Source organism: Actinomadura chokoriensis, assembly GCF_041463665.1.
GTDB lineage: Bacteria > Actinomycetota > Actinomycetes > Streptosporangiales > Streptosporangiaceae > Spirillospora > Spirillospora chokoriensis_A.
Genome location: NZ_JAXCEJ010000012.1, coordinates 125,263 through 150,378 on the forward strand (window position 1 = coordinate 125,263; position 25,116 = coordinate 150,378).

At 69.1% G+C, this 25,116-nt stretch carries 21 protein-coding genes and 1 other RNA gene; 5 read left to right on the forward strand and 17 right to left on the reverse strand.

What is annotated here, in order from left to right; translation table 11 throughout:
* Positions 1–191: 191 nt before the first annotated feature.
* Together SM418_RS19850 and SM418_RS19855 are read right to left on the reverse strand one after the other, a co-directional pair.
* On the reverse strand, positions 192–1,562 hold the full coding sequence (locus SM418_RS19850) for an MFS transporter (RefSeq protein ID WP_371942546.1): 1,371 nt from the start codon (positions 1,560–1,562) through the stop codon (positions 192–194).
* A 378-nt stretch (positions 1,563–1,940) separates the two neighbouring features.
* On the reverse strand, positions 1,941–3,596 hold the full coding sequence (locus SM418_RS19855; RefSeq protein WP_371942545.1) for a tetratricopeptide repeat protein: 1,656 nt from the start codon (positions 3,594–3,596) through the stop codon (positions 1,941–1,943).
* Positions 3,597–4,296: 700 nt separating this feature from the next.
* Here SM418_RS19855 and fxsT point away from each other — a divergent pair.
* Positions 4,297–6,828, forward strand: a complete 2,532-nt coding sequence (fxsT, locus tag SM418_RS19860) for an FxSxx-COOH system tetratricopeptide repeat protein (RefSeq protein ID WP_371942544.1) — start codon at positions 4,297–4,299, stop codon at positions 6,826–6,828.
* 32 nt (positions 6,829–6,860) lie between these two features.
* Here fxsT and SM418_RS19865 read toward each other — a convergent pair whose 3' ends face one another.
* From SM418_RS19865 to SM418_RS19875, 3 genes are all read right to left on the reverse strand, one after another.
* Entirely contained in the window at positions 6,861–8,087 is a 1,227-nt protein-coding gene (locus tag SM418_RS19865; RefSeq protein ID WP_371942543.1) for an FxsB family cyclophane-forming radical SAM/SPASM peptide maturase, read from the reverse strand.
* Between the two features lie 74 nt (positions 8,088–8,161).
* Positions 8,162–8,692 carry a GNAT family N-acetyltransferase gene (locus SM418_RS19870; protein WP_371942542.1) on the reverse strand — a complete coding sequence of 177 codons (531 nt, stop codon included), beginning with the start codon at positions 8,690–8,692 and terminating at the stop codon, positions 8,162–8,164.
* Entirely contained in the window at positions 8,689–9,117 is a 429-nt protein-coding gene (locus SM418_RS19875; protein ID WP_371942541.1) for a hypothetical protein, read from the reverse strand. The genes SM418_RS19870 and SM418_RS19875 overlap by 4 nt, the downstream gene beginning before the upstream one ends.
* A 385-nt stretch (positions 9,118–9,502) precedes the next feature.
* Here SM418_RS19875 and SM418_RS19880 point away from each other — a divergent pair, with 385 nt between their 5' ends.
* Positions 9,503–9,991: a hypothetical protein gene (locus tag SM418_RS19880; RefSeq protein WP_371966085.1), complete on the forward strand. Its 489-nt coding sequence runs from the start codon at positions 9,503–9,505 to the stop codon at positions 9,989–9,991.
* Between the two features lie 30 nt (positions 9,992–10,021).
* Here SM418_RS19880 and SM418_RS19885 read toward each other — a convergent pair whose 3' ends face one another.
* Both SM418_RS19885 and SM418_RS19890 read right to left on the reverse strand, forming a co-directional pair.
* A complete protein-coding gene (locus SM418_RS19885; RefSeq protein WP_371942539.1) occupies positions 10,022–11,371 on the reverse strand; it encodes an ABC transporter permease in 1,350 nt (449 codons plus the stop codon).
* Positions 11,372–11,376: 5 nt separating this feature from the next.
* The gene (locus SM418_RS19890; RefSeq protein ID WP_371942538.1) at positions 11,377–12,174 is read right to left on the reverse strand and encodes an ABC transporter ATP-binding protein; all 798 of its coding nucleotides are present in this window, start codon (positions 12,172–12,174) and stop codon (positions 11,377–11,379) included.
* 183 nt (positions 12,175–12,357) lie between these two features.
* Between SM418_RS19890 and SM418_RS19895 the strand changes: the two genes are divergently transcribed.
* On the forward strand, positions 12,358–12,954 hold the full coding sequence (locus SM418_RS19895) for a TetR/AcrR family transcriptional regulator (RefSeq protein WP_371942537.1): 597 nt from the start codon (positions 12,358–12,360) through the stop codon (positions 12,952–12,954).
* Positions 12,955–13,092: 138 nt separating this feature from the next.
* Here SM418_RS19895 and SM418_RS19900 read toward each other — a convergent pair whose 3' ends face one another.
* The 3 genes from SM418_RS19900 to SM418_RS19910 all read right to left on the reverse strand — a co-directional run bounded on the left by SM418_RS19900 (position 13,093) and on the right by SM418_RS19910 (position 16,635).
* Positions 13,093–14,721, reverse strand: a complete 1,629-nt coding sequence (locus SM418_RS19900; protein ID WP_371942536.1) for a flavin monoamine oxidase family protein — start codon at positions 14,719–14,721, stop codon at positions 13,093–13,095.
* 184 nt (positions 14,722–14,905) lie between these two features.
* The gene (locus SM418_RS19905; RefSeq protein WP_371942535.1) at positions 14,906–15,787 is read right to left on the reverse strand and encodes an alpha/beta hydrolase; all 882 of its coding nucleotides are present in this window, start codon (positions 15,785–15,787) and stop codon (positions 14,906–14,908) included.
* On the reverse strand, positions 15,784–16,635 hold the full coding sequence (locus tag SM418_RS19910) for an MBL fold metallo-hydrolase (RefSeq protein WP_371942534.1): 852 nt from the start codon (positions 16,633–16,635) through the stop codon (positions 15,784–15,786). The genes SM418_RS19905 and SM418_RS19910 overlap by 4 nt, the downstream gene beginning before the upstream one ends.
* A gap of 72 nt (positions 16,636–16,707) precedes the next feature.
* Between SM418_RS19910 and SM418_RS19915 the strand changes: the two genes are divergently transcribed.
* Entirely contained in the window at positions 16,708–17,034 is a 327-nt protein-coding gene (locus SM418_RS19915) for a winged helix-turn-helix transcriptional regulator (RefSeq protein WP_371942533.1), read from the forward strand.
* Between the two features lie 147 nt (positions 17,035–17,181).
* Here SM418_RS19915 and ssrA read toward each other — a convergent pair.
* The 6 genes from ssrA to ftsE all read right to left on the reverse strand — a co-directional run bounded on the left by ssrA (position 17,182) and on the right by ftsE (position 23,303).
* Positions 17,182–17,554: a transfer-messenger RNA gene (gene ssrA / locus SM418_RS19920) on the reverse strand.
* A gap of 311 nt (positions 17,555–17,865) precedes the next feature.
* Positions 17,866–19,791, reverse strand: coding sequence for a penicillin-binding transpeptidase domain-containing protein (locus SM418_RS19925; RefSeq protein WP_371942532.1), 1,926 nt, complete (start codon positions 19,789–19,791; stop codon positions 17,866–17,868).
* 9 nt (positions 19,792–19,800) lie between these two features.
* The gene (gene smpB / locus SM418_RS19930) at positions 19,801–20,301 is read right to left on the reverse strand and encodes an SsrA-binding protein SmpB (protein ID WP_371942531.1); all 501 of its coding nucleotides are present in this window, start codon (positions 20,299–20,301) and stop codon (positions 19,801–19,803) included.
* A 4-nt stretch (positions 20,302–20,305) separates the two neighbouring features.
* Positions 20,306–21,487, reverse strand: a complete 1,182-nt coding sequence (locus tag SM418_RS19935; protein ID WP_371942530.1) for a S41 family peptidase — start codon at positions 21,485–21,487, stop codon at positions 20,306–20,308.
* A 92-nt stretch (positions 21,488–21,579) separates the two neighbouring features.
* Complete coding sequence (gene ftsX, locus SM418_RS19940; RefSeq protein ID WP_371942529.1) at positions 21,580–22,485, reverse strand: permease-like cell division protein FtsX; 906 nt, start codon at positions 22,483–22,485, stop codon at positions 21,580–21,582.
* A 128-nt stretch (positions 22,486–22,613) separates the two neighbouring features.
* On the reverse strand, positions 22,614–23,303 hold the full coding sequence (gene ftsE / locus SM418_RS19945) for a cell division ATP-binding protein FtsE (protein ID WP_067453578.1): 690 nt from the start codon (positions 23,301–23,303) through the stop codon (positions 22,614–22,616).
* 409 nt (positions 23,304–23,712) lie between these two features.
* Between ftsE and SM418_RS19950 the strand changes: the two genes are divergently transcribed.
* The gene (locus tag SM418_RS19950; protein WP_371942528.1) at positions 23,713–23,898 is read left to right on the forward strand and encodes a hypothetical protein; all 186 of its coding nucleotides are present in this window, start codon (positions 23,713–23,715) and stop codon (positions 23,896–23,898) included.
* Positions 23,899–24,029: 131 nt separating this feature from the next.
* Here the strand turns inward: SM418_RS19950 and SM418_RS19955 are convergent, their stop codons facing one another.
* Entirely contained in the window at positions 24,030–25,088 is a 1,059-nt protein-coding gene (locus SM418_RS19955) for a DUF8094 domain-containing protein (RefSeq protein ID WP_371942527.1), read from the reverse strand.
* Positions 25,089–25,116 lie beyond the last annotated feature (28 nt).

Sequence of the window (25,116 nt, forward strand, 5' to 3'; positions counted from 1 at the left end):
TCCGCCTCCGACCGAAGGATGGCCGAAGTGAACTCCGGCCAAGTTCGACGGAGGAAGCGTACCTTCCACGGCATGCGCCGAGTGGATGATGTCGTACCCACTGGGGGCGTCCGGAATAGGACGACCGGAATGTGTCATCTCACATAGTTCGGCCTACGCCATGATGCTTGGGAAGACCGTGATGCCGGTGGCTATGCGTCCCCGCCGACCGGTACCGTCGTGCTGCCGATCGGCACCCTTTCCTCCGCTTCCGGTGTATTCTCCCTCATCGGGGCCTCCACAGGAGGACGGTGCGGATTCCGAACCAGCAGAAGAACCGCGATCACGATTCCCAAGAACGCGAGGGCCACGAGGGTGGCCGTGAGCCGAGACCCGAAGATGGTGATGATGTAGCCTCCGGCAAAGGCCCCCAACGTCACCGCGCCAGTCGTGAGGAACTGGCTGACGCCTTCCACCCTGCCGAGCACGTCGCTGGGAATGACCCTGCTCTGGTGTACTGCCAGAGCGACGTTGATGTAGGCCCCCATGAAGCTACACGCTCCCCAGGCGCACATGCCGATCAGCGGATTGGCGGTGATGGCGACGATCGCCAGAAAGGGAAGCCAGAGCGTAACGCAGTATTTTACGGTCTTCACGGGCGTGAGCCGCCGGACCGCCCCAGGAGCACTGATCGCGCCAAAGAAACCGCAGAATCCGGACGTCGCGAGCATCGCACCGATGAGCGATCCGGAGAAGTGCTGGCGCTCGGCCTCGACCACCAGTAACAGGATGACCACCTGGAAACCGATGTTCGCCACCGCGCAGGAAACAAGCGAAACAAAGAGAAACTTATCGTGATATATGCGCCGAAATCCCTCCTTTGAGGAGGCCAGCATCAACCGTTTCGACTTTGCCGGAGACTTGTCCTCCGCCGTCTGGGACGACTGAAAGATCTTGGTCTTCAACAGCAGCAGGGAGATGACGGAGATCAGGGACGTCAGCGCGTCCAGTGCGTACGGGAGGGCGCGTCCGACGGTGAAGAGCATCCCGCCGACGGGCCGGCCGAGCACCAGTGCCAGATGGTGCCGGGCTTCGCTCTTGCCCATCGCGCTCTCGGCCTCACCGTCCGGTACCACATAGCGCACCGCGGCGAGCTCGGCGATCCGGAAGAACACCGCGCACGAGCCGTCGATGACCGCCGCCAGGACGAGCAGCGGCCAGGGATCGGCGACGCTGCACAGCCCGATGACCAGCAGGATCGAGGTAACCATCCGGAAAAGCTGGCTGAACAGCATGATCCGCCGCCGGTTATAGCGGTCGACGAGTAACCCGACGGGCACGTGCAGGAACAGCCCCGGCAGCGTGCCCGCGGCGGCCACCCAGCCCGCCACGATCGGCGAGTCCGTCAACGCCAGCGCCAGCAGCGGATTGGCTGCCGCGGCACCAAGCGTGCCCAGTTGGGAAAGCGCCGATCCGCTCAGCAGCAGCCGGAAATCACGACGCCAGGATTCGTTCTCCTGGCCATTGCCCCCGGTCGTTCCTCCACCGTCCCCGGGGCTCAACTCCGATGGAGTGGCGGTCACCTTCCGACTTCTCCTAATTTCGTACCGTGGTCACCAGCCCAGCACTCTTCGAGCATGACTGTTCACCAACCAAGTGCCCAGCAAAATGGGACACCAGGTCACACACGGTACAAAAATTCCATCAGGAGTCGCCAAAAAGCCGGTCAGCATCCTTTCGCAGACACGCGAGCGTGTCTGCGAAAGGATGCTAGCAGCCGTCATTATCTGGTCGCGGGATAACGGGCAGGAAACAGGCTGGACACAGCTGTCCCGAATGCCATCTCCCCTGGCCAAACAGGACGAAGAAGGAGATCAATGCTAGGTGTCGCCGTCCGCTACACAAACGACAACAACCCTCACTATGGAACATTCGGCTAGTAAATCGTGAAGCGGCATTATCTACGCAATGCTGGACAGGGCGCGCTTGGCGGTGAGCGCTTCCCGGTTGGTGCTGTCACGGCCGAGAACGTCCTCGAACACCGCGCGAGCCGCACGCGTCCGGCCGGACCGCCAGAGCGCCTGCCCGAGGGCCGTCTGGATCGACAGTTCGTGCGGGAGCCGGCCCGCCGCCGCCTGGAGCTGCCGCACGGCCTTACCGGGATCGCTCGCCAGCAGGATCCGGCCGATTCCGGTCAGCAGCCAGCCGACCGCTGCGCTGTCCGGTACGGCCTCGAAGATCGCCGCAGCGTCCCGATAGTGGGCGATGGCCCGCTCGGCGTCCCCGCGCTCGTAGGCGATGTCGCCGAGGAAGGTCGTCGCGTCGGCGAGCGCCCGGAGGTCGCCCGCGCCGCAGGCCCGCGTGGCGGCCTCCGCATGGCGACGCGCAAGTTCGGGATCGCCGTCCGACAGTGCTTGCCGCGCCTGCCGCAGCCGCGCCGACGGCCCCGGCCGGCGGATGGGCACGGCGTTCTCCCGGAGCTCCTCCACCGGTTCGATGAGCCTCGGGTGCTGCAACTCGAAGTAGCGCTCGCCGTCCCGGATCCGGGCGCGGATGAGATGGGCGTCCTGCACCGCTTCGACGACTGCTTGGGGCACGTCCTCGCATGCCCGGGCCGCGGGGACGCCGGCGCGCCCGCCAGGCCCTCCGAACACGGTGCGGAACCAGGAGAAGAGGGTCGCCGGCGGCATGCTCTGGTCGGCGGCGATCGTGGCCAGGCTGTGCGCGCAGAAATCCCTCAGCACCCGGTTCACCTCGGCGCGCAGCCGTCCCGCGCCGATCTCGGTGTCACCCGACAACTCCTCCCAGAGGCGTGCGCACACCAACTGCAGCAGCACGGGCTCGACCTGCCCGGTGCGCTGGACCGCGCCCGCCATGCGTACGGTCCGGAGATCCTCGACCAGCGCTCCGGCCACTGCCGCGCCTGGACGTCCAGCGCGCTTGAGCGGCTCCTCGACGGCTCTGCGCGCCGCGTCCGGAGTCAGCGGCCCGAGCGAGCAAATGGACGGCGGCGCCTGGCCGAGACGGCCGGCGAGGTCCACCGCCTCGCCGACCATGTCGTCCCGCACCACGAGCAGTAGACGCAGGTCGGGCATCTCCTTCATGGCGGCCGCCAACTCGTCCAGGAAGGCCCGGAGGTGCTCCCCATGGCGTCCGGACGTTCGCAGCAGCGCCTCCACCCCGTCGATGGCGGCCAGCATGGGAAGCCGGTGGCCGAAACGGTCAATGCGGCGCTGCTTGCGCAGGAAGGACCCGATCGTCACCTCGGAGATGTGGACCGGTGACGCACGGTCGTACCAGGAGGCCAGCACGGCGAGCCGGAAGACATTGTGCTCGGACAGCGCTGCCACGGGAAAGGACGGCCGATGCGCGATGTGCGCCACCGGCAGGACGTGGGCCCCCGTGGCCTGCAGCGTCGGGATGACGCCCGCACACAGCAACGATGTCTTGCCGATGCCCGCTTTGCCGTGCAGCACGACGAGGCGGTTCGCCTCCCACATCGAGGCGACCAGGTGCGTCTCGGCACTCCTGCCGTGGAAGTCCTCCCGATTCGACTCGTCGAACGCGCGCCCGCCCGGGAACGCGTCTGGTGAGCCGTAGGGAGACTGCGCGATCATCGTTCCGTCCAATGAGCGGGCACCCGTTTGCGAGATGGCGCCGACCGGCTCATTCGAGCGTAGCCGATGGCCGATCGAAACGGACCCCGCATTACGGCCACGCATTCCGGCACCGAACCCAAAAGTGCGAGCCGGTCGACCGTTATCCGGCACGGGATCGTGCGGCGATCTTCCTCGCGTCCAGCCTGGGCGCCATCGTCACACTGTTGCCGGGACTTGCATCCAGACGGCCGGTTCGTGCTCGCACTCCTGGTCGCAGAGGTGCTCGCACTTGTTATCGAATCTGCCCGGGGAACTGGGCCTGGCCAGTTCCCTCCGCAGCCGCCGGAGGCCCGGACTCTCGGCCGAGGCGATGTCGGACCAGACGTCGTCGGGGGACATTACGAAGGAGTTCGACATCGGCCTCTCCCTGATGTCGGCGCACTGCGGCATCACCGGTGCGCCCTGTCATGCCGCGACGAAAGCGGCCACCGCCCATGATTTCAGAAAGCGGGCCGGGGTGCCAGGCATGAAAATACGGCGTCGATTCGGGCACTCCGAAACCGGGAACGGCGCCCGACCAGAACAAGGCACCGCGTCCGTGTCACCTGACACATATCTAAATCGCCGACATCAATATACTGTCTTGGTTGATGCAATTGCTTGACGACTACGTGACACAGCTTGCTCCACAGGCTCCAGCGTGACGCAAGGGGATCGAGTGATCAGTTCACAACCGGACCCGTCGCCCATCACAGAACGCATTCCGCAGGTCTGGGGCAAGGTTCCTCCCCGGAACAAGAACTTCACCGGCCGCACGGATCTGCTGACGCGGCTGCACGACGGCCTGGCCAACCGGGTCACGGCGGTCGTGCCGCACGCGTTGCACGGTCTCGGTGGCGTGGGCAAGACCCAGATGGCGGTGGAGTACGCCTACCGCTACCGCTCCGGCTACGACCTCGTCTGGTGGATCCCGGCGGATCAGCCCGTCCTGATCCGGTCCTCGCTCGCCAGCCTGGCCCAGCCCCTCGGCCTCCCCTCCGCGTCCGTGAGCGGTGTCGAGGACGCGGCCAACGCCGTCCTGGACGCGCTGCGCCGCGGCGAGCCCTACACCGACTGGCTGCTGATCTTCGACAACGCCGACGAGCCCGAGGAACTGATCGACATCCTGCCGCAGGGGCCCGGGCACGTCCTGATCACCTCGCGGAACCACCGCTGGGCGGGCATCGTCGACCCCGTCCAGATCGACGTCTTCACCCGTGAGGAGAGCGTGGAGTTCCTCACCAAGCGGGTGCCGAGGGGAATCACTCCGAAGGACGCGAACCGGCTCGCGGAAGAACTCGGTGACCTGCCGCTCGCGCTGGAGCAGGCGGGCGCGCTGCACGCCGAGACCGGCATCGCGGTTTCGGAGTATCTGGAACTGCTGGCGCAACGCACGAGCCAGTTGCTCTCCCATGGGAAGCCGACCGAGTACCCCGCCTCGATGACGGCCGCTTGGGGGCTTTCGGTCGCGAGCCTCGAGGAGAAACTCCCCGAGGCGCTGGTCCTGTTGCGGTACTGCGCGTTCTTCGGTCCGGAGCCGATCCCGCGAGACGCCTTCAGCAAGGTGGTCCCCGGGTTGAGCCCCCAGTTGTCGAGCCTCCTGGCGGACCCGATCCGGTTGGGCCGGGCCATCGGCGAGCTCGGCCGATTCGCCCTCGCCAGGCTCGACCTCCCCGCCCGGACGATCCAGGTGCACCGGCTGATCCAAGCGCTCGTCCGCGACGAGCTTCCGGCGGCGGAGCAGGACCGCCTCCGCCACGAGGTCCACCTGCTACTCGCCGGCTACACCCCGCCAGACCCGAACAAGGCGAACAACTGGAACATCTATCTCAACGCGCTGGGGCACTTCGGGCCGGCCGGGGTCGCGCAATGCCAGAACCCCGCCGTGCGCCAACTGGCGCTCAACATGATCACTTATCTGTACTCCTCCGCCGACTACCCCTCGGCCCAGAACTTCGTGGAGTCGTTCATCCAGGAGTGGACCACGACTTCCGGCGCAGACCACGAGGACGTCCTGACGCTCCATGTGAATCTGGGCAACCTTCTCCGCGAGCTCGGCCAGTACCGGGACGCCGCCGACCGCAGCACGCAGACGCTCGAGACGATCGAGAAGGCCCTTCCGCCCGACCATATGACGACGCTGCGCGCGCTGCGCGGCCGCGCCGCCGATCTGCGGGCGAGCGGCGATTTCCAGCGGGCCTTCGAGATCGACCAGAACGCGCTCAGACGCTACAAGGCGAAGTTCGGTGACCAAGACTGGAGCACCTGGCGCGCCATCAACAGCGTCGCGCTCGACTATGGGCTCAGAAGCGATTACCGGGGAGCCCGGACCCTCCTCGAACAGACGCTCCGCGAGATCCATGCTCAAGACAGCCAGTCGGCCGACCCCGCGTCCTACCTGAACATCTACACCGGGCTGGCGCGAACCGTGCGACTCAGCGGTGACTATGCCGAGGCCTGCGATCTCGGCGAGGACGCCTACGCCTACGGGCTGGAGCAGCTGGGTCCCGAGCACGCCTGGACGCTGCGCGCCGGCAAGGACCTGTCCACCGCCTGGCGCAGGGCCGGCGACTATGGCCGGGCGCTCGAACTCGCCGAGGACATCCATCAGCGCTACGTGCGGATCTACGGGCTCGACCATCCGGACACCCTGGCCGCCGCCACCTGCCTGGCGAACATCCGGCGGACGACCGCCCAGTTCCAGGAGGCGCTGGTGCTCGCGGAGGACACGGTCCGCCGTTATCCGCGCGTCTATCTCGCCGAGCACCCCTACAACCACGCCTGCGCGGGAAACCTGGCCGTCCTGCAACGGATCATCGGGGACCCGGGGGTGGCGAGGAAGACCAACGAGGACGCGCTGGCGGGGCTGGAACTGAAGCTGGGCCGCGACCACCACTACTCGCTCACCGTCGCCATCAACCTGGCCAGCGACCTGGCCGGGCTCGGCGAGACGGAGTCGGCCTACCGGCTCTGCTCCGGCAGCCTGCGGCGGCTCCGCGCGCTGCTCGGCGAGAACCACCCGCTGACCTTGTCGGCCGCCGCGAACACCGTCGCGGACCTGCGGGCCCTCGGCCGGGACAAGGAGGCCGAAGCACTGTACGCCGACACCGAGGAGCGGTACCGGCGCGGCCTCACGCTCGACCACCCCGACGCCCGGGTCTTCCTGGAAGGACGCCGCCTGGACGCCGACTTCGACCCGCCGCCGATCTAGCCGACTTCGGTCGCCCGCCGATCGAGAGGAGCTCAGCCCACCGTCGCCACGGGCTCGGCGGCCAGCTCCCGGCTGACCACTTCGCGGATGTGGGTGATCAGCTTGAGCAGGTCGCGGCAGTAGACCGACGGGTTGCGGAAGCCGGTGCCCGACCGGTACCGGTGCGGGTAGAGACCGGCGCCGCAGACCTCGTGCGCCGGGCAGGCCAGGCACTGCGCCGACAGCGCCCGCTTGCCGATCTGCCGCGCGGCGACGGACGGCAGCGACAGCACGGTGTCGAACGGGTCGCGGGACACGTGCAGCCGGGTCCCCGCGGCCCCCGCGTAGGCGGACTTCAGCGAGTCGACCTGCTCGATCTCGCCGTTCGTCTCCACCACGACCACGGCCACCGGGGACAAACCGACGGCCTCGCTGGCCGACATCCGGCCGAACAGCAGCCGGATGATCTCGCTGAACAGCCGGATGCGCACATGACCGGCCTCCACGGCGTACCAGCGGTCGAAGATGGCGATCAGCCAGTCCCCGTAGGGCGTCGACTCGTCCGGCGGACGTCCCGGAGGGGGCGTGTCCCAGTTCCCGTGCGGCAGCAGGAAGTCCATCTCGGGCGGCCCGAAGGCCAGCAGCGACTCGTAGGTGACGATCGGGTCGTTGCGCAGCTCGATCGTGCTGAGCAGGCCGCCGAACAGTTGCCGGTACCGCGTCCCGGTGAGCCGCTCCAGCCCGTCCCGCACGGCGTGATAGCTGCCGCGGCCGTCGGCGCGCCGCCGGTGCCTGTCGTGGCCCTCCTCGTCACCGTCCAGGCTGACGCCCACCGCGACGCCGTGCTCGGCGAACAAGTCCAGGAAGACCTCATCGAGCAGCACGCCGTTGGTCTGCACACTGAAACCCACGCGCACGTCCGGCTCGCACGCGGCGAGAATGGCCTCGATCGCGTGCCGCAGATGCTCGGCGCCCGCCAGCAGCGGTTCCCCGCCGTGCAGGACGACCTGAACCTCGGATAACAGGTTCGTCCTGGCATGCTCGCCGATGCGCTGCGCCGCCCATTCGAGGACCTGCCGCGACATCCGCCGCGGCTGCCTGCGCCAGCCCTGGTCGGCCATCTCGTACATGTAGCAGTAGTCGCAGGAAAGGTTGCATCTGCTGTGCACTTTGAGGATGAAGTCGCGGATCGGCGTGGGCCGCCAGCCGTCCTCCAGGAGGGCGCGAACGTCCAACGCGTCCGGCCACTCCATGCCGGGCTCGCCGCTGCGGACGCCCACCTGCTGACCCCCCAAGTGAGATCAAGACACGGCGCTGCGCTTCTATTTCGTACTGATATGTCTGCTTTACAAGATCAATAAACATGATCGGCCGTGCGGGCCCAGCGCTCGTGGTCCCGCCACACCCCGCCGATCTTGATGAACGCGGGCGAGAATCCCTCCCTGCGGAATCCGAGCCGCTGGACGAGCCTCACGGACGCGGAATTCCCCGGCTGGATATCGGCCTCCACGCGATGGAGGCCCAGTTCCTCGAAGGCGTACCCGACCGCAAGCCCGACGCCTTCGGCCACATATCCCCGTCCCGCATGAGGCAGGAAGGCCGCGTAACCGATCATGCCGCGCTGGTAGCAACCACGCACGATCCCGTTGATGTTGACGGTCCCGACGAGGTCCCCGCCGTCCCGCAGGCAGATCACCATTCCCACCGCGGCGACCTGGTCGAACCGCGCGAGATATGCCGCGAACAACTCCGGGGACGTGGGCAGCACGACCCAGGGGCGATGAAACGCGGCGCTCTCCTTCGCCAATGCGACGAACCGCGCCTCGTCGTCAGCCCGCACCCGCCGCACGACCACCCGGGTGCCCACTGCCAAATCCACGCTCACCCGCGAAATCTACGCCATCCCCGCCACCAGGAAGCAGGCTTCCAAAAGCCACGTCCAACTCGCCGACCGCGGCCTCCTCGCCCTCGCACGGCGACCGTTTCTTCGCACTGGGCCCTTTGGGCCTGGTAGTCCTCCCATGCGCTGTCGTACATGCGGGAGAACTCGTAGCGGAGCCCGGCCAGCACGAACTCGATCGCTCGCGCGGTATCGTCATCGCGGCGCTCGAACTCGATCTCGGCGGACGCGAGCACGGCAGCGGCCCGGTCGATCATCGCGAACGCTTCAGAGGTGGTGCCGTCCAACGCGAAACTGATCGCCCCGTGCCGGTAGTGCGGGATGTCCGGATGGGCCTCCAGCAGGTCGGCCAGCATCCGCAGACCGGCGATGTACCCGGCCCGTGTACGGTCCCCATCGTTGATCAGCATGTGGCCACTCACCTTTCCCTGCGGCTCATGAGGGCGAGGCCCGGCCGATCGATCACGGTGAAGCCTGCCATATGCCGGTCGGGATCTGGTTTGCGTATTTCTCTCTTGTGAAGGGCCGGGGACCGGCTTATCTTGACGGCACCACCCCCATTTCAGGGAGCCGCCCATGTCCCGTCTTCGGCGTTCCCTCGCCGCCGGCCTCCTGCTGACCGCCGGACTCACCGGCACCGCCGCTCCCGCGCACGCAGCCGGTCCCTCCATGGTCCGCGCCCTCGCCCCGGGCGGTGGGTTCAACCCGTACATCGGGCCGCTCTACCTCGTACAACTCACCCCGCTTACGATCACCCCCGAGGAGTGGGGGAGCTTCACCTGCGAGGATGTGTCGATGGCGACGAACACCATCGCGTACATCGCGAAGAACCTCGTCACCAACTTCGCCTCCATCCGCGGCTTCGCCGACGACGAGTGCTCGGGTACCGACGTGAACGGCGCGCCGATCCCGACGACGGTCTCCGCGCAAACGCCGTGGTCGGGGGGATCGATCCCCTTCGACAGCGCCCACATCGGCGGCCGGGACGGCGAATACGTCATTCCCGGGTTCAAGGTGAATTTGTGGCTGGAGAACTACACCCATCTCTGCACGTTCAAGGGTGAGTTGCGCGGCGACCTCTTCAACATCACCAACCCCGCCCGCCCGGACGCCGATCTGAGCACCCAGGTGCGGATCGACCAGGTCGTGCCCAGGGACCCGGCCGGCGCAGGAGGCTGCCCTGCGGCTTCCATGCGTGTCCAGGGGATCCTCAAGTTCCTGGGCGCACCGGCCTCAGGGGGCGGTCCGCTGCTCCCAATGATCATCACCTACGTCAGCGGCTGAAACGGCGGCCGGGTCGCGGTCTGACCACGGTCAGGGCGCCACGGCCTCGACGGCCGGGGTGCGCAGCATCCGGCGCGCGGTTCCCAGTGCGGCGCCCAGCGTGGCGGTCACCGCGAGGGCGATGATGGCGAGCAGGACCCAGACCGGTAGGTCGGGCATCCACCGGTCGGTGCGGACGACGCTGTAGGGCAGCACGGTGGTCGAGCCGGCCAGGACGCCGAGGACGGTGCCGGTCGCCACGATCAGCAGGCTCTCGGTGCGGACCATCCGCAGTACCTGGCCCGGGGTGGCGCCGGCGAGCCGCAGCTGGGCGAATTCGCGCCGGCGGAAGGTGGTCGAGGCCACCAGCGTGTTGATCAGCATGATGCAGGCGAACACGACGATCATGCCGATGACGACGAGGTTGAGCGTCTGGATATTCTGCTGCTCGTTGCTGCGCAGGTAGCCCGAGGCCGCGACGGCGCGGTTCTCGATGAGCTGCAGGTACAGGATGCCGGTGCCGATGCCGGTGAACAGGATGATCGGCATCAGCGCACCGGCGGCCTGCCCCGTGCGCCGCCGCAGGTGCTGAACCGTCAGGTGGCCGGCCGCGCCGTGGCCGCGCAGAAGGCGGCCGGTGACGGCGGTGGCGGCGCGGACGAGGCCCGGGGCGAGGAGGGCCAGCCCCATGGAGGCCAGAATGGATGCCTGCCCGGCGACCGGCATCGCGTCCGGGCCCTTGTCGCGCAGCGCGGTGACGGTCAGCACCCCCAGGTACACGCCGCCGACCAGGAGCACCACCGCAGGAACGACGCGCTTCCAGGTCATGCGGCCGGAACCGGTCTCGGCCAGCGACGCCGCGACGTTCACCCGGGTGGCCTGGCGGGCGGTCCACAGTGCGGCGATCATCGCCGAGCCCACGGTGACGCCGAACCCGACCAGCAGTGCGATCGTCCCGAAGGCGAAGGCGACACTGCCGCTGACCTGGCCGGTGTCCGCCAACAGGCCCAGTAGGGCGCGGCCCAGCAGGTAGGAGGGGGCCACCGCGGCCGCCGCCGCGGCGGCGGAGACCAGCGCCGCCTCTCCGGCGATCATCCGCACGATCTGCGCCGGGGTGGCACCGGCGCTCTTGAGCAGGGCCGTTTCGGCCGCGCGTTGCCTGACCGACAGCCCGAGGGTGGAGGCCGCCGCGAACGCCACCAGGCACATGCCCCAGCCGCCGACCACGCTTCCCATGGTCGTCAGCGTCTCGGAGCTGGTCGCGTCGACCCCGGTGCCGCGGCCGGTGTCGAGCATCGAGGCGAACGACATCACCATCGTCGCACCGAACAACAGCACCAGGAAACTGCCAGTGAAGGCCCCGGCGCGGTGCCGCAGCGAGGCGCGAGCCAACCAGAACACCGTCCTCACACCCCTTCGTTGACGCGGCCGCCGGCGACCTGGTCGGTGAGCCGGGTCATGGTGTCGGCCACCGCCGCGGCGGTCGGATCGGCCAGCCGGCCGACGAGCCGGCCGTCGGCCAGGAACAGGACCTGGTCAGCGTGGGCTGCGGCGACAGGGTCGTGGGTCACCATCACCAGAGTCCGGCCGTCGATGCGCACCGCCTCCTGCAGCAGCGCCAGAACATCGCGCGCGCCGCGAGTGTCCAGCGCACCGGTCGGCTCGTCGGCGAACATCACGCGCGGGCTCGTGATCAGCGCCCGGGCGATCGCCACCCGCTGCTGCTGACCTCCCGACAGCTGCGCGGGCAGGTGGTCCAGCCGCTCGGTGAGCCCGACGCGCGTCAGCACCTGCACCGCGTGGGCGCGGTCGATGCGCTTGCCGGCCAACCGCAGCTGCAGCGTGGCGTTCTGCAGCACCGTCAGCGTGGGCAGCAGGTTGAAGTGCTGGAAGACGAAGCCGATCCGCCCGCGGCGGAACCTGGTCAACTGCGCCTCGGTGCCGCCGCTCATCTCCAGACCGTCCACCACCACCCGGCCGGAGGTGGGGCTGTCGAGCCCGGCGGCGCATTGCAGCAGCGTGCTCTTGCCCGAGCCGGACGGGCCCATGACGGCGGTGAACGTCCCGTCCTCCAGGGCCAGCGAGACACCGTTGAGCGCCTGCACCGTGCCGCCCGGCGATCGGTAGTGCTTGGTGACCATGTCCAGACGCAGTGCATGGCCGGCGGAACCGAGCGTGTCGGTGACCGGTTCGTACTCGAACATTCGTGCTCCTTCGCATGGTGGCGGCCGCCCTGCCCCCGCCCTGAACGAGCGGCGGCTGCCTTGTCGACTCTGCGAGAGCGACAACGGCACGGCACGGACCGTGTCGATACTTGGCGATGCCAGCATGGGACGAGGATGCTCGCTATGTCAACACGGCACGTGCCGTGCTGTAATGTTGCCGGCATGACCGACCGACGCGCCGACCGGACCGAAGCCATCATGCGGGCCGCCCTCGCCCTGGCCCAGGAGGTCGGCTTCGCCAAACTCAGCATCGAGGCGGTCGCGGCCCGCGCCGGCGTCGGCAAGCACACCGTCTACCGCCGCTGGCCGTCGCGAGGGCTGCTGTTCCTGGACGCCGTCCTCACCCTCGACCAGCACGGCCTGGCCCACCGCGACACCGGCGACATCGTCGCCGACCTGCGCGAGGTGATGACCAGAGCCGCCGACCTGCTGGGCCGTCCTCCCTGGGGACCGCTGTACCAGGACCTCATCGGCGAGGCCCAGCACGATCCCCAGGTCGCCGCCGCTCTCAACCAGCGCTTCATCGAGCCGCAGACCGCCGACACCCTGGCCCGCCTCAGGGCCGCCAGAGACCAAGGCCAACTCGACCCAGACTTCGACCTGGACCTGGCGATGGAGATCCTCTCGGGCCCCCTGTACTTCAGACTGCTGATCACGCAGCAACCGATGACCGACACCTACATCGACCGCGTCCTCCACGCCGTCTTCGCCGGAATGAGCCCGAGACCCGACAAGGGCGACACCACCACGACACGGTGATCAGGAGCCGCGGGTGGTGACAGCTGGCGCGCAACCAGCGCGCTTCCTTCTGTTCGGGGGTGAGGGCAAGCGTCCGGAGTACCTCCCGAAGCGGGGACGTCACGGTGGCCCGGCCTGAGTCAACGGGCAACCCTCGGGTCAGTGGGTCAGGGCGCGCGTGTGGAGAGCGGTGACGGCCTGGCGGGCGGAGAGGATGGCGCCGTGCTGCCAGGCGTCCATGTAGGAAAGCCAGTCCCCCGCGTAGAGGACGCGGCCGACGGGCGCGGTCAGCGGCTTGAGGACGGGGGCGTCGGGACTCCAGCCGGGGAGGTTGTGCCAGGCGCCCTCGATATGCGGGATGTAGCGCCAGGACTGGGAGAAGGACGAGGCGAGTTCGGTCCGGTACTTGGGGCCGTAGATGCGTTCGCCGAGGGCGACGGCGCGCTCCTCCCGCTGCCGCGGGGCCATCTTGCCGTACTTGTCCGCGGTCTCGCCGTAGTTGTAGTAGCCGACGATGACGCCCCGCCTGCCGTGGAAGCCGTGCGAGGGGTGCCATACGTGGGCGAGGTCGAGGTCGGTTTCGGTGATGCCGCCGTAGATGCGGTGGTCGGTCTCCCACCAGCGGCTGCGGTACTCCAGTCCGATCTTGCTCGCGGAGGCGGGGGTGATGGCCCGCAGGGCCGCCTGGACGTCGCCGCCGAGGTTGTGCGGAAGTGCGGCCAGCAGGTGCGGGGGCATCGCGGCGATGCAGTAGTCGGCGTCCAAGGTCGTCTCGCGGCCCGCGGCGTCGGTGTAGTGGACGGTCACGCCGTCCGGCCGCTGCGTGAGCCGGGAGGCGCCGCAGCCCAGCTTGACCTTGCCGGGGCCGATGGCGCGCGTCAGAGCCCTCGGGATCTGGTCCATGCCGCCGACCGGCTGGAACATCAGCATCGCCTGGTCGTACTCGAACTCGAAGGAGAAGTAGCGTCCGACGGCGGACGCGAAGACATCCGAGACGTCGGGGACGGCTCCCAGCGGTGTGCCGGGTTGACCCGCCGCGCCGGGATAGGCGTCGAAGCCCCGGTTGGCGCCGCCCTTGTAGGCGAAGCCGTCGGACTTGCCGCCTATCTGGCCCCAGTCCTCCAGGAAGGACAGGAGAGCGGAGCGGTCGTCGTCGGTCAGGTCGGAGTCCAGGGCGCCGCTGCCGGCGGCCTTGGCGAGCAGTTCGCTGACGTACCCGTAGACGTCCGCCTTGGCCGTCCGGTACCGCATGGGGTGCCCGGGTTTCATGCCACGGGACTCGTTGTAGATGTAAGCGTCGGCGTTGGCGTTGGTGAACACCTCGATCGGGACGCCGAGTTCCCTGCAGTAGTCGAGCGTGACCATCCATTGGGCGAGCCTTGCGGGACCGGCGTTGAGGTACTGGCCTTCGCCGAAACGGGCGACCTGCTTGTTGCCGAGGACGTCGGTCTGCTCGGTACCGCCGCGCACCGTGAAGTTGCGGCCGCCCGTCATGGCTCGAGGCTCCAGGATCGTGCAGCGGTACCCGGCCTTCCCGAGTTCGTAGGCCGAGACGAGACCGGCTATGCCGCCGCCGAGGATGACGACGCTGGCGGCCCCGCGCCCGGTGAGATGGAAGTCGGCGGGGCTCGGGGGCCGGAAGGGCGGGGTGGCCGCGGCGGCCTCCGCCGGTGCGAGCCCGAGCGCTCCCATGGCCGCGAACATCGTGCCCGCGCCGCCCGTCAGCCCCACCGCGCGCAGGAAGCTCCTGCGCGACTGCCCGTCCTGCGTCCGCTGGATCTCTGCCAAGGCGCATCACCCCACATGAAGATCGTTCTTTAGCTGCGCCGACGATCTTCATTTTGGGACGTTTCGGACAGGGTGCTCCCCCGTGAACTTCACGTGTCATGCGGCCCGCAGACGCGAACGGCCCAACCGGAACGGACGCGTTCCGGTTGGGCCGTGGGTGCGGTCGATGTGGTCGCGTCTCCCGTCAGGGCGTGAGGTTGCGGTGCAGGAAGTCGGCGGTCGCCTGGGCGGCCTGGGTGACGTGCGATTCCACGTCATAGAGGTCGATGTGCCGGTCGGCGTCCAGCCAGAGGATCTCCTTGTCCCCCGGCTTGCGTTCGTAGAACTCTCGAGCCAGCTCGGGCGAGCAGTAGTCGTCGGTCTTCCCGTGGACGATGAGGAGCGGAGTGGCGGCCAGGAGGTCGGCCGCGCCGAGGGCGTCGAAGGTCATCAGGGAGTGGAGCGATCCTGTTGTCACTTCGTTGCGCCAGTGCGGCGAGGCAGACCGGGCGGTGCCGTAGTAGGCGTACGGCTCGTCGCCTGCCATCGCGGCCTCGGCGCCGTCGGGCGCCACGGCGGGAAGGTACTCCTCGTACCGGTCCAGGAAGCCGCCGAGCGCGGACCGGTAGGCGTCGACGCCCATCGTCTGGACGATCCGGGACGGGCTGTTGTAGGCGCCCGCGATGCCTGCCACCGCCTTGACACGGGGGTCCGTGGCGGCGGCTCGTACCGCATAACCGCCGCCGAGGCAGACGCCGACCACGCCGATCTGGGTCGAGTTCACCTCGGGTCGACCGGCCAGCACGCCGACGGCGGCCCTCAGATCGGCCAGTTTCCCTTGGCTGTCCTCATGCTGACGGCGTCCGCCGCTTTCCCCGAAACCACGGTGGTCGAAGGTGAGCGTGACCAGCCCGGCCTGAGCGAGTCGTTCGGCGTAGGTGCCGATGACCTGGTCTTTCACCCCGGTGAACGGGCCGGTGAACGCGACGGCGGGTAGCGTACCGTCCGACTTCGGAAGCCGGAGCTCGCCGACCAGTTCGACGCCATCGCTGCCGAAGGTGATTCGCTCGGTTCTCACCGTGGTCATGAGCCCTCCCGGGTGTTGGATGACGAAGAGGCGGCGAGCTCGGCGGCGACGGCGTCCGCGCCCAAAGCGACCAGCCAGCCAAGAGGGGCATCCGGCAGGAAACGCGTCATGGTCTGCGTCAGCTCCAGCTTCTGCGCCTCGCTCAGACTCGGCGCGCCCACGGCCACACGCCCCACCGCTTCCCGATACATCAGCAGGTACTGCCGCTGCCGGGTCAGAAGGCCCGTGTCGCCGGGGGCGCCGTGCCCCGGGAACAGCGGCACCCCGGCCAGCTCGTCCACCAGCCGATCGAGCACGTCCAGCCACGCGCCGGAAAGTCCGTCCGCCGTGTAGGAGTGCACACCGTCGAAGGCCAGGTCGCCGATGAAGGCGTGCCGCTTCTCGCCGGCCTCCACCAGGAGGTAGGAGTCGGCGTGGCTTTCGGCGCCGCCGAGGTCGTGCACGTGGATCCGCAGCCCGGCGACCTCCACGGCTCCGCCGCCCTGCAGTGGCCGGTCCGGCACGCGGAACCGGTCCGGCCACTCCGCGCCGTAGGTGGGCCGCCACTGCTCGCGCTTGGCGACCGCGGTCCGCTCGATCGTCTCGGCGACCGCCGCCGTCGCATAGACCGGAACATCGTCGCCGGCCAGGTGCGGCAGCCCGTTGTAGTGGTCCGGGTGGGGATGCGTCACGAACGCCGCGAGCAGTGGCTTGCGCAGCGCCCCGAGCCGCGCGGCCAGCGCCCGCGCGTCCGACACCAGCAGCCCGGCATCGACGAGCACCACGCCGTCCGCCGTCTCGAGCAGGTAGCTGTTGACGAAGATCCCGGGCTCTGCCGCCGTGTACGTGTGGACCCTAAGCTCTGTCATGACCGGGACACTAAACACCCCGAACCCGGACCGGCAGAAGGCACTTTAAGGTGCCCTTCCAGAGGAGAAACCATGGCACTGGTGATACCCGACGTCCTGGAAGAAAGCTGCGCGACCCGGCAGGCGCTGGAGCGAATGGCCGCCAAGTGGCGGGTACTGCTGATCTACGCGCTGCTCGCCGGACCGCAGCGGCACGCCGAGCTGCGCCGCAAACTACCCGGCATCACCCAGAAGGTGCTGACCGAGACCTTGAGGAGCATGGAAAGCGACGGGCTGGTCGAACGACGGGTGCTCAAGAAAACCGCCCCACAGCATGTCGAGTACACCCTGACCGCACTCGGCAAAACCCTGCAGGAGCCGCTGTCCGCGATCTGCGCCTGGGCACTGGAGCACGCCTAGTGCCTCACACGACCGCGGCACCCGGCAATCGGCTGAAGAAGCGGCCCCAGCCATGGGCGGCACCAGGCAGGCGACCAGGATCCGCAGACGCGAGCGAACAGGCACGGCCCGACCGGAGGGTTCCGGTCGGGCCGTGCCTGTCATGACAAGTGGAGGTGGCGGGAATCGAACCCGCGTCCTTCGGTGAAGGGCCAGGGCTTCTCCGGGTGCAGCCTGCTTGGCGTTTTCTCAGCCCCGGCGCTCACGCAGGCGTGTCGCCGACGGGCTCAGTCGCTGTTCGGTGTCCCTACCGGCTCCGCGACCGGGTCGGTAGGTGGAGTCTCCTTACGATGCCAGACCCCGGTTCGGAGACGCTCCCGGGCTGACAGAGTTCACTCCTCGCTCAGGCGGCGAGGGCGAACTCGGACTGCTTCTTGTTGGCAGTTATTGGTTTGCTGTCACAGGATTTACGAGGTCACGACAGCAACCCTCGACCCGCTTCCCCTGGCTCGAACGACCGAAGTCGAAGCCGGTCACCCCCATGTTGAGTTGTCAAAGCGGCCATCCGGGGACGTCCGCACGACGACGTTACTAGGTTAACGCGTGCGCGGGCAATGTGATTCCCCGCCGGGCACACGTGAACCCCGGTGGGCGCGAGACGTGTCACGCCCACCGGGGTCGACCGGCAGGGTCGGGCCGGTCCGGACGGCAGAGCCTCCCCCGAGACGAGGCTCTGGTCTCATCACGGTGACTGAGTCCGCAACCCCCCGAGCGGTTTCTCAGTCACCCGTAATGACGCCCGGGCGCGGCGGGATGGTTGCGTCCCGCCCGTAAAGAGATCTCAAAGCCGGATCAGGGGCGGCCGGTGAGGAACCTGGCGGCGATCTGGGCGGTGTTGACGGTGCCTTCGACGGCGATGGCGAAGGCGCGGTCGCCGCTGGAGCCGACGAACCAGGAGACGGTCTTGCCATTGCCGGAGGTGGCGAGGGCGGCGACGCCGACGACGTCGCCGGAGACGCGGGCGCCGCGCGCGTTGCCGTGGGTGGCGTTGCGGCTGAGGACGCGCTTGAGGCTGACGATCGCTTCGGACTGGAGGTTCTGAGGCGCCGGCGCCTGGACCGTCTGCTGGACGTCCTTGAGGACGTACGGGGGCTTCCAGGTGCCGTTCTGCGCGGCGGCGGCGACGAGGGCCATGCCGAGGGGGCTCATCTCGACCTTGCCTTCGCCGACCATGGCGGCGGCCTTCTCACCGTCGTTGGCCGGGGTCGGCACGGAGCCGGTGAACGCGGGTACGGACAGCCCCCAGTTCTTGCCGATGCCGAACTGCCCCGCCTCCTGGACGAGGGTCTGCGCGTCCAGCTTGCCGCTGAGCTGCGCGAGGCTCGTCTTGCAGGACGCGGCGAACGCGTTCGCGAGGGTGGTGTCGCCGCGGGCCCTGTTGGTGAAGGTCTTGCCGCCGACGGCGACGCTGGCCGGGCAGGAGGTCTCCGTGGACTGGTTCAGCTTGGCCTGGGAGAACAGGGCCTCCGCGGACACGATCCCGAACGTCAGCCCGGGCGGGTAGTGGCCCTCGAACGCGCGGTTCTCGCCGTTCGTCCCGCGGTTGGACACGGCCAGCACCTCACCGGTGCTCGGCCGGACCACCACCATGGACGCCGCGTACGGCAGCCCCTGGAGTGCGAAGTCCGAGCGCGCCTGGTAGCCGGGATCGAGGGTGGTCTGGACCTGTTCCGGCTGCTGGCCCTCCCAGGACCGCAGTTCCTCGGTGTTCTTGCCGGACTCGTCCTGCGCGACGACCCGGACGGTAGGCGTGCCGGCGAGGCGGCGCTGCTGGAGCAGCTGGACACCGCTCACGCCGATCGTGTCGCCCGGCTGGTAGGGGGCGCCGACCTGCTGGAGCCGGTCGGCGGTGGCGGGGCCGAGATGGCCGACGAGCTCGGGCGCGTACGCGGGCGCGATCAGCGCCTTGGTCTCCTCGAACCGGAGGCCCGGAATGGTGTTGAGCCGCCGGATGAGCGCGTTGTGCGCGGGGACCTGGAGGGTCAGCAGCGGCAGGAACGCCTGCGGCGGGGCGGAGCGGACGCGGCCGAGGAGGCGTTCGGCGTCGAGCCGGCGGCCGCCGTCCATCTTGGCCCGCTCGGCGAGCTGGTCGAGGGTCTTCTCCGGGTCGGCGAGCTGGCCAGGGAACACGCCGACGTTGTAGGCGCCGACCTCGCGCAGCACGGGGCGGCCCTGCGTGTCGGTGATCGGGGCGCGCTTCGGCACCTCGGTGACCACGGCGAGCCGCTGGCCCTGCTTCAGCTTGGTGTTGATGATGGACGGGTTCCAGACGACCTTCCACTTGCCGCCGGTGCGCCGCAGGTGCATGAGGCCGGGGTACTGCCACGGCTGGCCGTTCTCGCCGAGGTCGATCTTGACGGTGAAGCGCGCGTCGGCCTCGTCGCCCTTCTTGACGATCTGGTCGACGCCGCTGCCCTGCACCTCGGTGCCGAGGGACAGCCGCAGCGCCGCGGCGTCGAGCTGCTGGCGGACGCGGCTCAGGGCGTCGGCGACCTGCTCCTTGTCGGCGCCGACCGTCTGGCGGGCCGCGGCCTCGTAGTTGCCGACCTGCCAGGCGATCAGGAAGTCGCGGACGGCGGGCATCGCGGACGGCTCGGCCCGGGCGCCCGGCATCATGGTCGCGACGAGCAGGCCGCACATCGTCAGGGCGCCGCCGCCCAGCACGAACGGCCGCAGCGGAATCCGGCGCGGTCCCCGCCGCCGGCCTGGGTTCTTCATCGGCACCCTTCACCGTCTCCTGAACCGCGCCGCCGCCGCCTTCTGCATCTCGCGGTCGGCTTCCCGCTTGGCGATGGCCTGGCGCTTGTCGTAGGACTTCTTACCACGGGCGAGACCGATCTCGACCTTGGCCTTCCCGTCCTTGAAGTACAGGGCGAGCGGGATCAGCGTCCAGCCCGGCTCCGCCGACCTGTCGATGATCTTCTTGATCTCGCGCCTGTGCAGCAGCAGCTTGCGGCGGCGGCGCGGCGCGTGGTTGGTCCAGGTGCCCTGCGTGTACTCGGGGATGTGGACGTGCTCCAGCCACACCTCGCCGTCCATCACGTGGGCGTAGCCGTCGACGAGGGACGCGCGCCCGGCGCGCAGCGCCTTCACCTCGGTGCCCATCAGCACCATGCCCGCCTCCCACGTGTCGTCGATGTGGTAGTCGTAGCGGGCTCGCTTGTTCTGGGCGATGAGCTGGCGCCCGGTGTCCTTCTTGTCTTTCTTGCGCCCGGTGTCCCGTGCCACTTCATCAGTCCTTGTCCGGCATCGTCGCGTGCAGGCCCCGCAGTACCGTCCGGGCGCGCCGCTCGGCCTCGCCCGGCGGACGGTCGGCGGACACCGCCACGTCGGGCTCGATCCCGACACCGTCGAGGTTACGGCCGCCCGGGGTGCGGTAGCGACCGACGGTCAGCTCGATGACCGACCCGTCGGCGAGCTCGATCGGTTCCTGGACCGAGCCCTTCCCATATGTACGCGATCCTACGATCACCGCGCGGTCGCGGTCGCGCAGGGAGCCCGCGACGATCTCCGCGGCGCTCGCGGTGCCGGCGTCGACGAGCACCACGACCGGGGTCTCGGCGTCGCCGGGCGTGCCGACGGTGCGCCGCTGGACGGGCCTGCCGCGCGGCTCGTAGGTCACGACGGGGCCGCCGGGCAGGAACGCCGACGCCGTCTCGACCGCCTCGTCCAGCAGTCCGCCGGGGTTGCCGCGCAGGTCGAGCAGGACGCCGCCGGTGGGACGGCCGGACGGCGACGGCCCGGTCACGGCGGCGCGGACGTCCCGTCCCGTCCCGCTCGTGAAGGCGCCGACGCGGATGAGGCGCGCGTGCTCTGGAAGATCGGTCACGGTGACGTTTCCTCCAGGGACCGGTGTGCGGACGAGATGGAACCGCTCTGTTCGACGGCCGCGTTCCACGGTTAGTTCGACGGCTTCGCCGGGACGTCCGCGCAGGGACCGCGCCACACGCGAGATGTCCCAGCCGTCCACGGGCGCGTCCCCGACGGCCGTGACGACGTCGCCGGCCCGCACGCCGGCGCTCGCGGCGGGGGTGCCGGGCTGGACGCTGGCGGCCACCACGCGGCCGTCGGCACCCGAGCCGAGCCACAGCCCGACGCCGCTGTAGCGGCCGGTCAGGCGTCCCTCGACGTCGTCGTACTCGGTGGCCGGGTAGTAGTGCGCCCACCTGTCGCCGAGACCGCGCAGCATGCCCTCGATGGCGGCGCGGTCGAGTTCGCCGCGCCCGACGGGCTCGGCGGCCCGGCGGCCGATCTGCGCGGCGGCCTCGTCCAGGACGGACCCGCCGCCCGCGACCGCCGCGTGCCGCTGCGAGCCGGAGCCGCTCACGACACCGGCGCCGTAGGCACAGACGAGCGCCGCCGCGAGGGCCACCCCGCGCAGCGCCCGCCCCCGCCGCCTCCTCAGCGGCGGCACGGGCTCAGAAGCGACACGGGCCGGACCATGCGGCAAGTGTAGGGCGGCCGGACGGGCCGGATCCGGGACTTGCCCCGGATCCGGGCACGACGTCAGATCTTCAGGTATCGGCGCAACGTCAGGAACGACGCGACGGCACAGAGCAGGACGCCGAAGCAGATCGACAGGACCATGACGGCCAGCACCGTGCTCCAGCCGAGCTGGCTGACGAGCTGGACGTCCCCCGCCAATCTGTCGACCAGCAGTTTCTTGCTGAACACCAGCAGGATCGAGGAGAACAACCCGCCGATCAGGCCGGCGATGGCGCCCTCCAGGATGAACGGCATCTGGATGTAGGTGTTGGACGCGCCGACCAGCCGCATGATGCCGGTCTCACGGCGCCGGTTGAACGCCGACAGCCGGACGGTGTTGCCGACCAGCATCACCGCCGCGATCACCTGGATCAGCGCGATCGTCAGCGCCGCCACCTGCAGGCCGTTCAGGATCCGGAAGAACCGCTTCAGGATCTCCTGCTCGTTGATGACCGTGTCGACGCCGGGCTGGCCGAGCATCTGCTGCGCGACCGCCTTGTACTCCTCCGGGTTCCTCAGCTTGACCCGGAACGAGTCGGGGATGTCGCCCTCACGGGTGCTCTCCACGAAGCCGGGCGAACCGGAGAAGCGGTCCTTGAACCGGTCGTACGCCTGCTGCTTGTTCTCGTACTCGACGTTGGAGACCTGCGGCATCTTCTCGAGGCTCGCCTTGAGCGTCTGCCGCTGCTGGTCGGTGACGTCCTGCTTCTGGCAGCTGGGGTTGGAGCTCGTCTTGGCGCACAGGAAGATCGAGACCTCGATCTTGTCGTACCAGTAGCTCTTGGACGCGTCGACCTGCTGCCGCAGGAGCAGCCCGGTGCCGAAGAGCGCCATGGCGATGGCGACGGTGATGACGAGGGAGATCGTCATCGTCATGTTCCTGCGGAGACCGATCCAGATCTCCTGGAGAACGAACTGTACGCGCATGCCTCGCTGTCCTTGATCGCCTGTTGCCGCCCGGAGCCGGGCGGCCTCATGAGGGAACGCGGCCCGAAGCGGGCGGTCCCCGCCTTCCGGCTGTCGTACGCCCCGGCGGGAATCGTTGGTTCAGATGGTCAGTACGCCTGGCCGTACACGCCGCGGGACTGGTCGCGGACGACGCGGCCGTCCTCCAGTTCGACGACGCGCTTTCGGAACGCGTCGACGATAGCGGCATCGTGGGTGGCCATGACGACGGTGGTGCCGGTCCGGTTGATGCGGTCCAGCACCTTCATGATGCCGATCGAGGTGGCGGGGTCGATGTTCCCCGTGGGCTCGTCGGCCAGCAGGATCATCGGCCGGTTGACGAACGCCCGCGCGATCGCGACGCGCTGCTGCTCGCCGCCGGACAGCTCGTCCGGCATCCGGTGGGCCTTGCCCTCCAGGCCGACGAGGTCGATGACCTCGGGGACGACCTTGCCGATGAAGCGCCGCGGCTTGCCGATCACCTCGAGGGCGAACGCGACGTTCTCGAAGACGTTCTTGTTGGGCAGGAGGCGGAAGTCCTGGAAGACGCAGCCGATCCTGCGGCGCAGGTGCGGCACCTTCCAGTTGCTGAGCCTGCTCAGGTCCTTGCCCGCCACGTGCACGTGACCCTGGGAAGGACGCTCCTCCTTCAGGACGAGGCGCAGGAAGGTCGACTTGCCGGAGCCGGACGGACCCACCAGGAACAGGAACTCGCCCTTCTCGATGGCGACGTTCACATGCTGCAGGGCGGGCCGGTTCTGGCTCGGGTAGACCTTGGTGACGTTGTCGAAATGGATCACGGCTGCATCACGGCGGTTCGCTGTAGGGGTTGGGGAGCGGCCCGGCCCGCGGCCACGGACGGGTCCGTGAGCACTTGCCTGCGCCGCCCGGCTTCACGACCGGGTGGGACGCGGAGCCTTCGAGCAGTGTAGAGGGGACCGGGAACCACCTCGTCCCGGTCGGCGCGGTACGGACGGCCGGGGGCACCACTCAGTCCGATCGGTGTGTTCTGTCCGATCAGTACCATGTAATCCGTCTCCCGACGTCCGGCCGTTTCCTACCGTCTAGCTCCCAGACTTGCCGGAACGACCATACAGTCCGGCTACGCTGGATGACGGGAAAGATAGCTAATAAGTGGACGGACACCGAAGAAGCGGACGCTTCCCCGCATGGGTGCGCGTGCCGCTCTCGGAGATTGGGGCCCACGACATGAGCTGCGAACATCTCATCTGCGCCCGGTGCTCGAACCCGGTGGTGGAAGGGCGCTGCCCCACCTGCCAGGAGGCCCGGTCGGAGCTGCACCGGCACGGCCCGTCCATCCCGCCCGCGCTCGTCCTGGCGGCCCTGGTCGCCCTGCTGTTCGTCGCCCTCGTCCTGCGGCGCGTCTACGGCTGATGCCCCCGCCCCGCGGCTGCCCCTGCCCTGCGGCTCACCCTGCGCGGCTGATCCCGCCCCGCGGCTGACCAGGCGCAACGACTGAGCTTCCCCTACGGCCGACACCGCCGCGCCGGCCGCGCCTCGACCGGCTAGGGCTTCTTGATCGGCGGTGTGGCGGCCTTCGTGATCGAGCCGTCGTCGGCGACCACGTACGCCTTCTGCTGCGGCTTGCCCTTCTTGGCCTTCGGCGGGTCGAAGGCGGCGAAGTGCAGGGTCGAGGTGGTGTCGACCTCGTTGCCCTCGACCGTCCCGTCCAGGAGGTGCTCGGCGTCGTCGGGGATCTCCGGCTTGGGGGTGTCCGGGTCCTTGGCGACGAGCGCCGTGTTGCGGAACAGCGAGTAGACGACCAGCCCGCCGCCGTTCTCCGTCCGCAGCCCGAAGTAGGGGAACGGCGTCGCGGTGTAGACGACCTGGAGCGTCAGGTCCTTCTTCTTCGCCTTCTTCTTCTCGCGCCTGGCGTCCCGGTAGAAACCGGTCGTCACGGCGTTGGCCTTCATCACCTTGGCGGCCACGCTGCCGCCGCCCTCCGCGGCGACCGTCGCCTGGATCCCGCCGACGTCGCGGGGACGGATCAGGACGGAGGTGTCGTCGGTGCTCAGCGCCTCCGCGTACCCGTCGTCGTCGATCGCGACCTTCGGCTCCTTGACCTTCTTCTGCAGGAGGGTCGCATGCGTGAGCCTCCAGCGATCGGACGGCCCGCGCAGCACGAACGTCATCAGCAACCTGTGCTCGCTCTTGGGCTTGCCCAGGACGGACCGTTCGACCGACACCATGAACCACTGCGGGTAGGCGGCGTCCTTCAGCTTCGGCACGTACAGCCGGGGCTTGCCGTAGGTGAAGCGCCGGACCGGGTCGCCGTCGTAGGCCGCCTTGCGGAACTCGGCCGCGGTGAGCTGGGCCTGGCCGTCGGACGTCCAGGCCAGCGCGAGCCGCTCGTCGACGGCGGCGCGGGCCACGTCCTCGTCGATGACATAGGTGCGGAACGCCTGCTCCGCGACCTGCGGGGTCAGCGGCACCGGCGCCGGCGGGGCCGTCTCGGGCACGCTGACGGCCGGCCGCGCCTCCGTCTTGCCCTCGGCGCAGGCCGCGGCCGCGAGCGCCAGGGTGAGCGGCACCACGGCCGCGATCACCCGCAGGAACCTGTGCAAAGACCCGTCCCCCGGACCGAACTCCGGG

Excerpts from the sequence above, each read along its gene's own strand:
- SM418_RS19855 (WP_371942545.1), bottom strand. The coding sequence starts at position 3,596 with ATGATCGCGCAGTCTCCCTACGGCTCACCAGACGCGTTCCCGGGCGGG.
- SM418_RS19875 (WP_371942541.1), bottom strand. The coding sequence starts at position 9,117 with ATGCTGATCAACGATGGGGACCGTACACGGGCCGGGTACATCGCCGGT.
- SM418_RS19880 (WP_371966085.1), top strand. The coding sequence starts at position 9,503 with ATGGCGACGAACACCATCGCGTACATCGCGAAGAACCTCGTCACCAAC.
- SM418_RS19890 (WP_371942538.1), bottom strand. The coding sequence starts at position 12,174 with ATGTTCGAGTACGAACCGGTCACCGACACGCTCGGTTCCGCCGGCCAT.
- SM418_RS19895 (WP_371942537.1), top strand. The coding sequence starts at position 12,358 with ATGACCGACCGACGCGCCGACCGGACCGAAGCCATCATGCGGGCCGCC.
- SM418_RS19905 (WP_371942535.1), bottom strand. The coding sequence starts at position 15,787 with ATGACCACGGTGAGAACCGAGCGAATCACCTTCGGCAGCGATGGCGTC.
- SM418_RS19910 (WP_371942534.1), bottom strand. The coding sequence starts at position 16,635 with ATGACAGAGCTTAGGGTCCACACGTACACGGCGGCAGAGCCCGGGATC.
- SM418_RS19915 (WP_371942533.1), top strand. The coding sequence starts at position 16,708 with ATGGCACTGGTGATACCCGACGTCCTGGAAGAAAGCTGCGCGACCCGG.
- SM418_RS19925 (WP_371942532.1), bottom strand. The coding sequence starts at position 19,791 with ATGAAGAACCCAGGCCGGCGGCGGGGACCGCGCCGGATTCCGCTGCGG.
- ftsX (WP_371942529.1), bottom strand. The coding sequence starts at position 22,485 with ATGCGCGTACAGTTCGTTCTCCAGGAGATCTGGATCGGTCTCCGCAGG.
- SM418_RS19950 (WP_371942528.1), top strand. The coding sequence starts at position 23,713 with ATGAGCTGCGAACATCTCATCTGCGCCCGGTGCTCGAACCCGGTGGTG.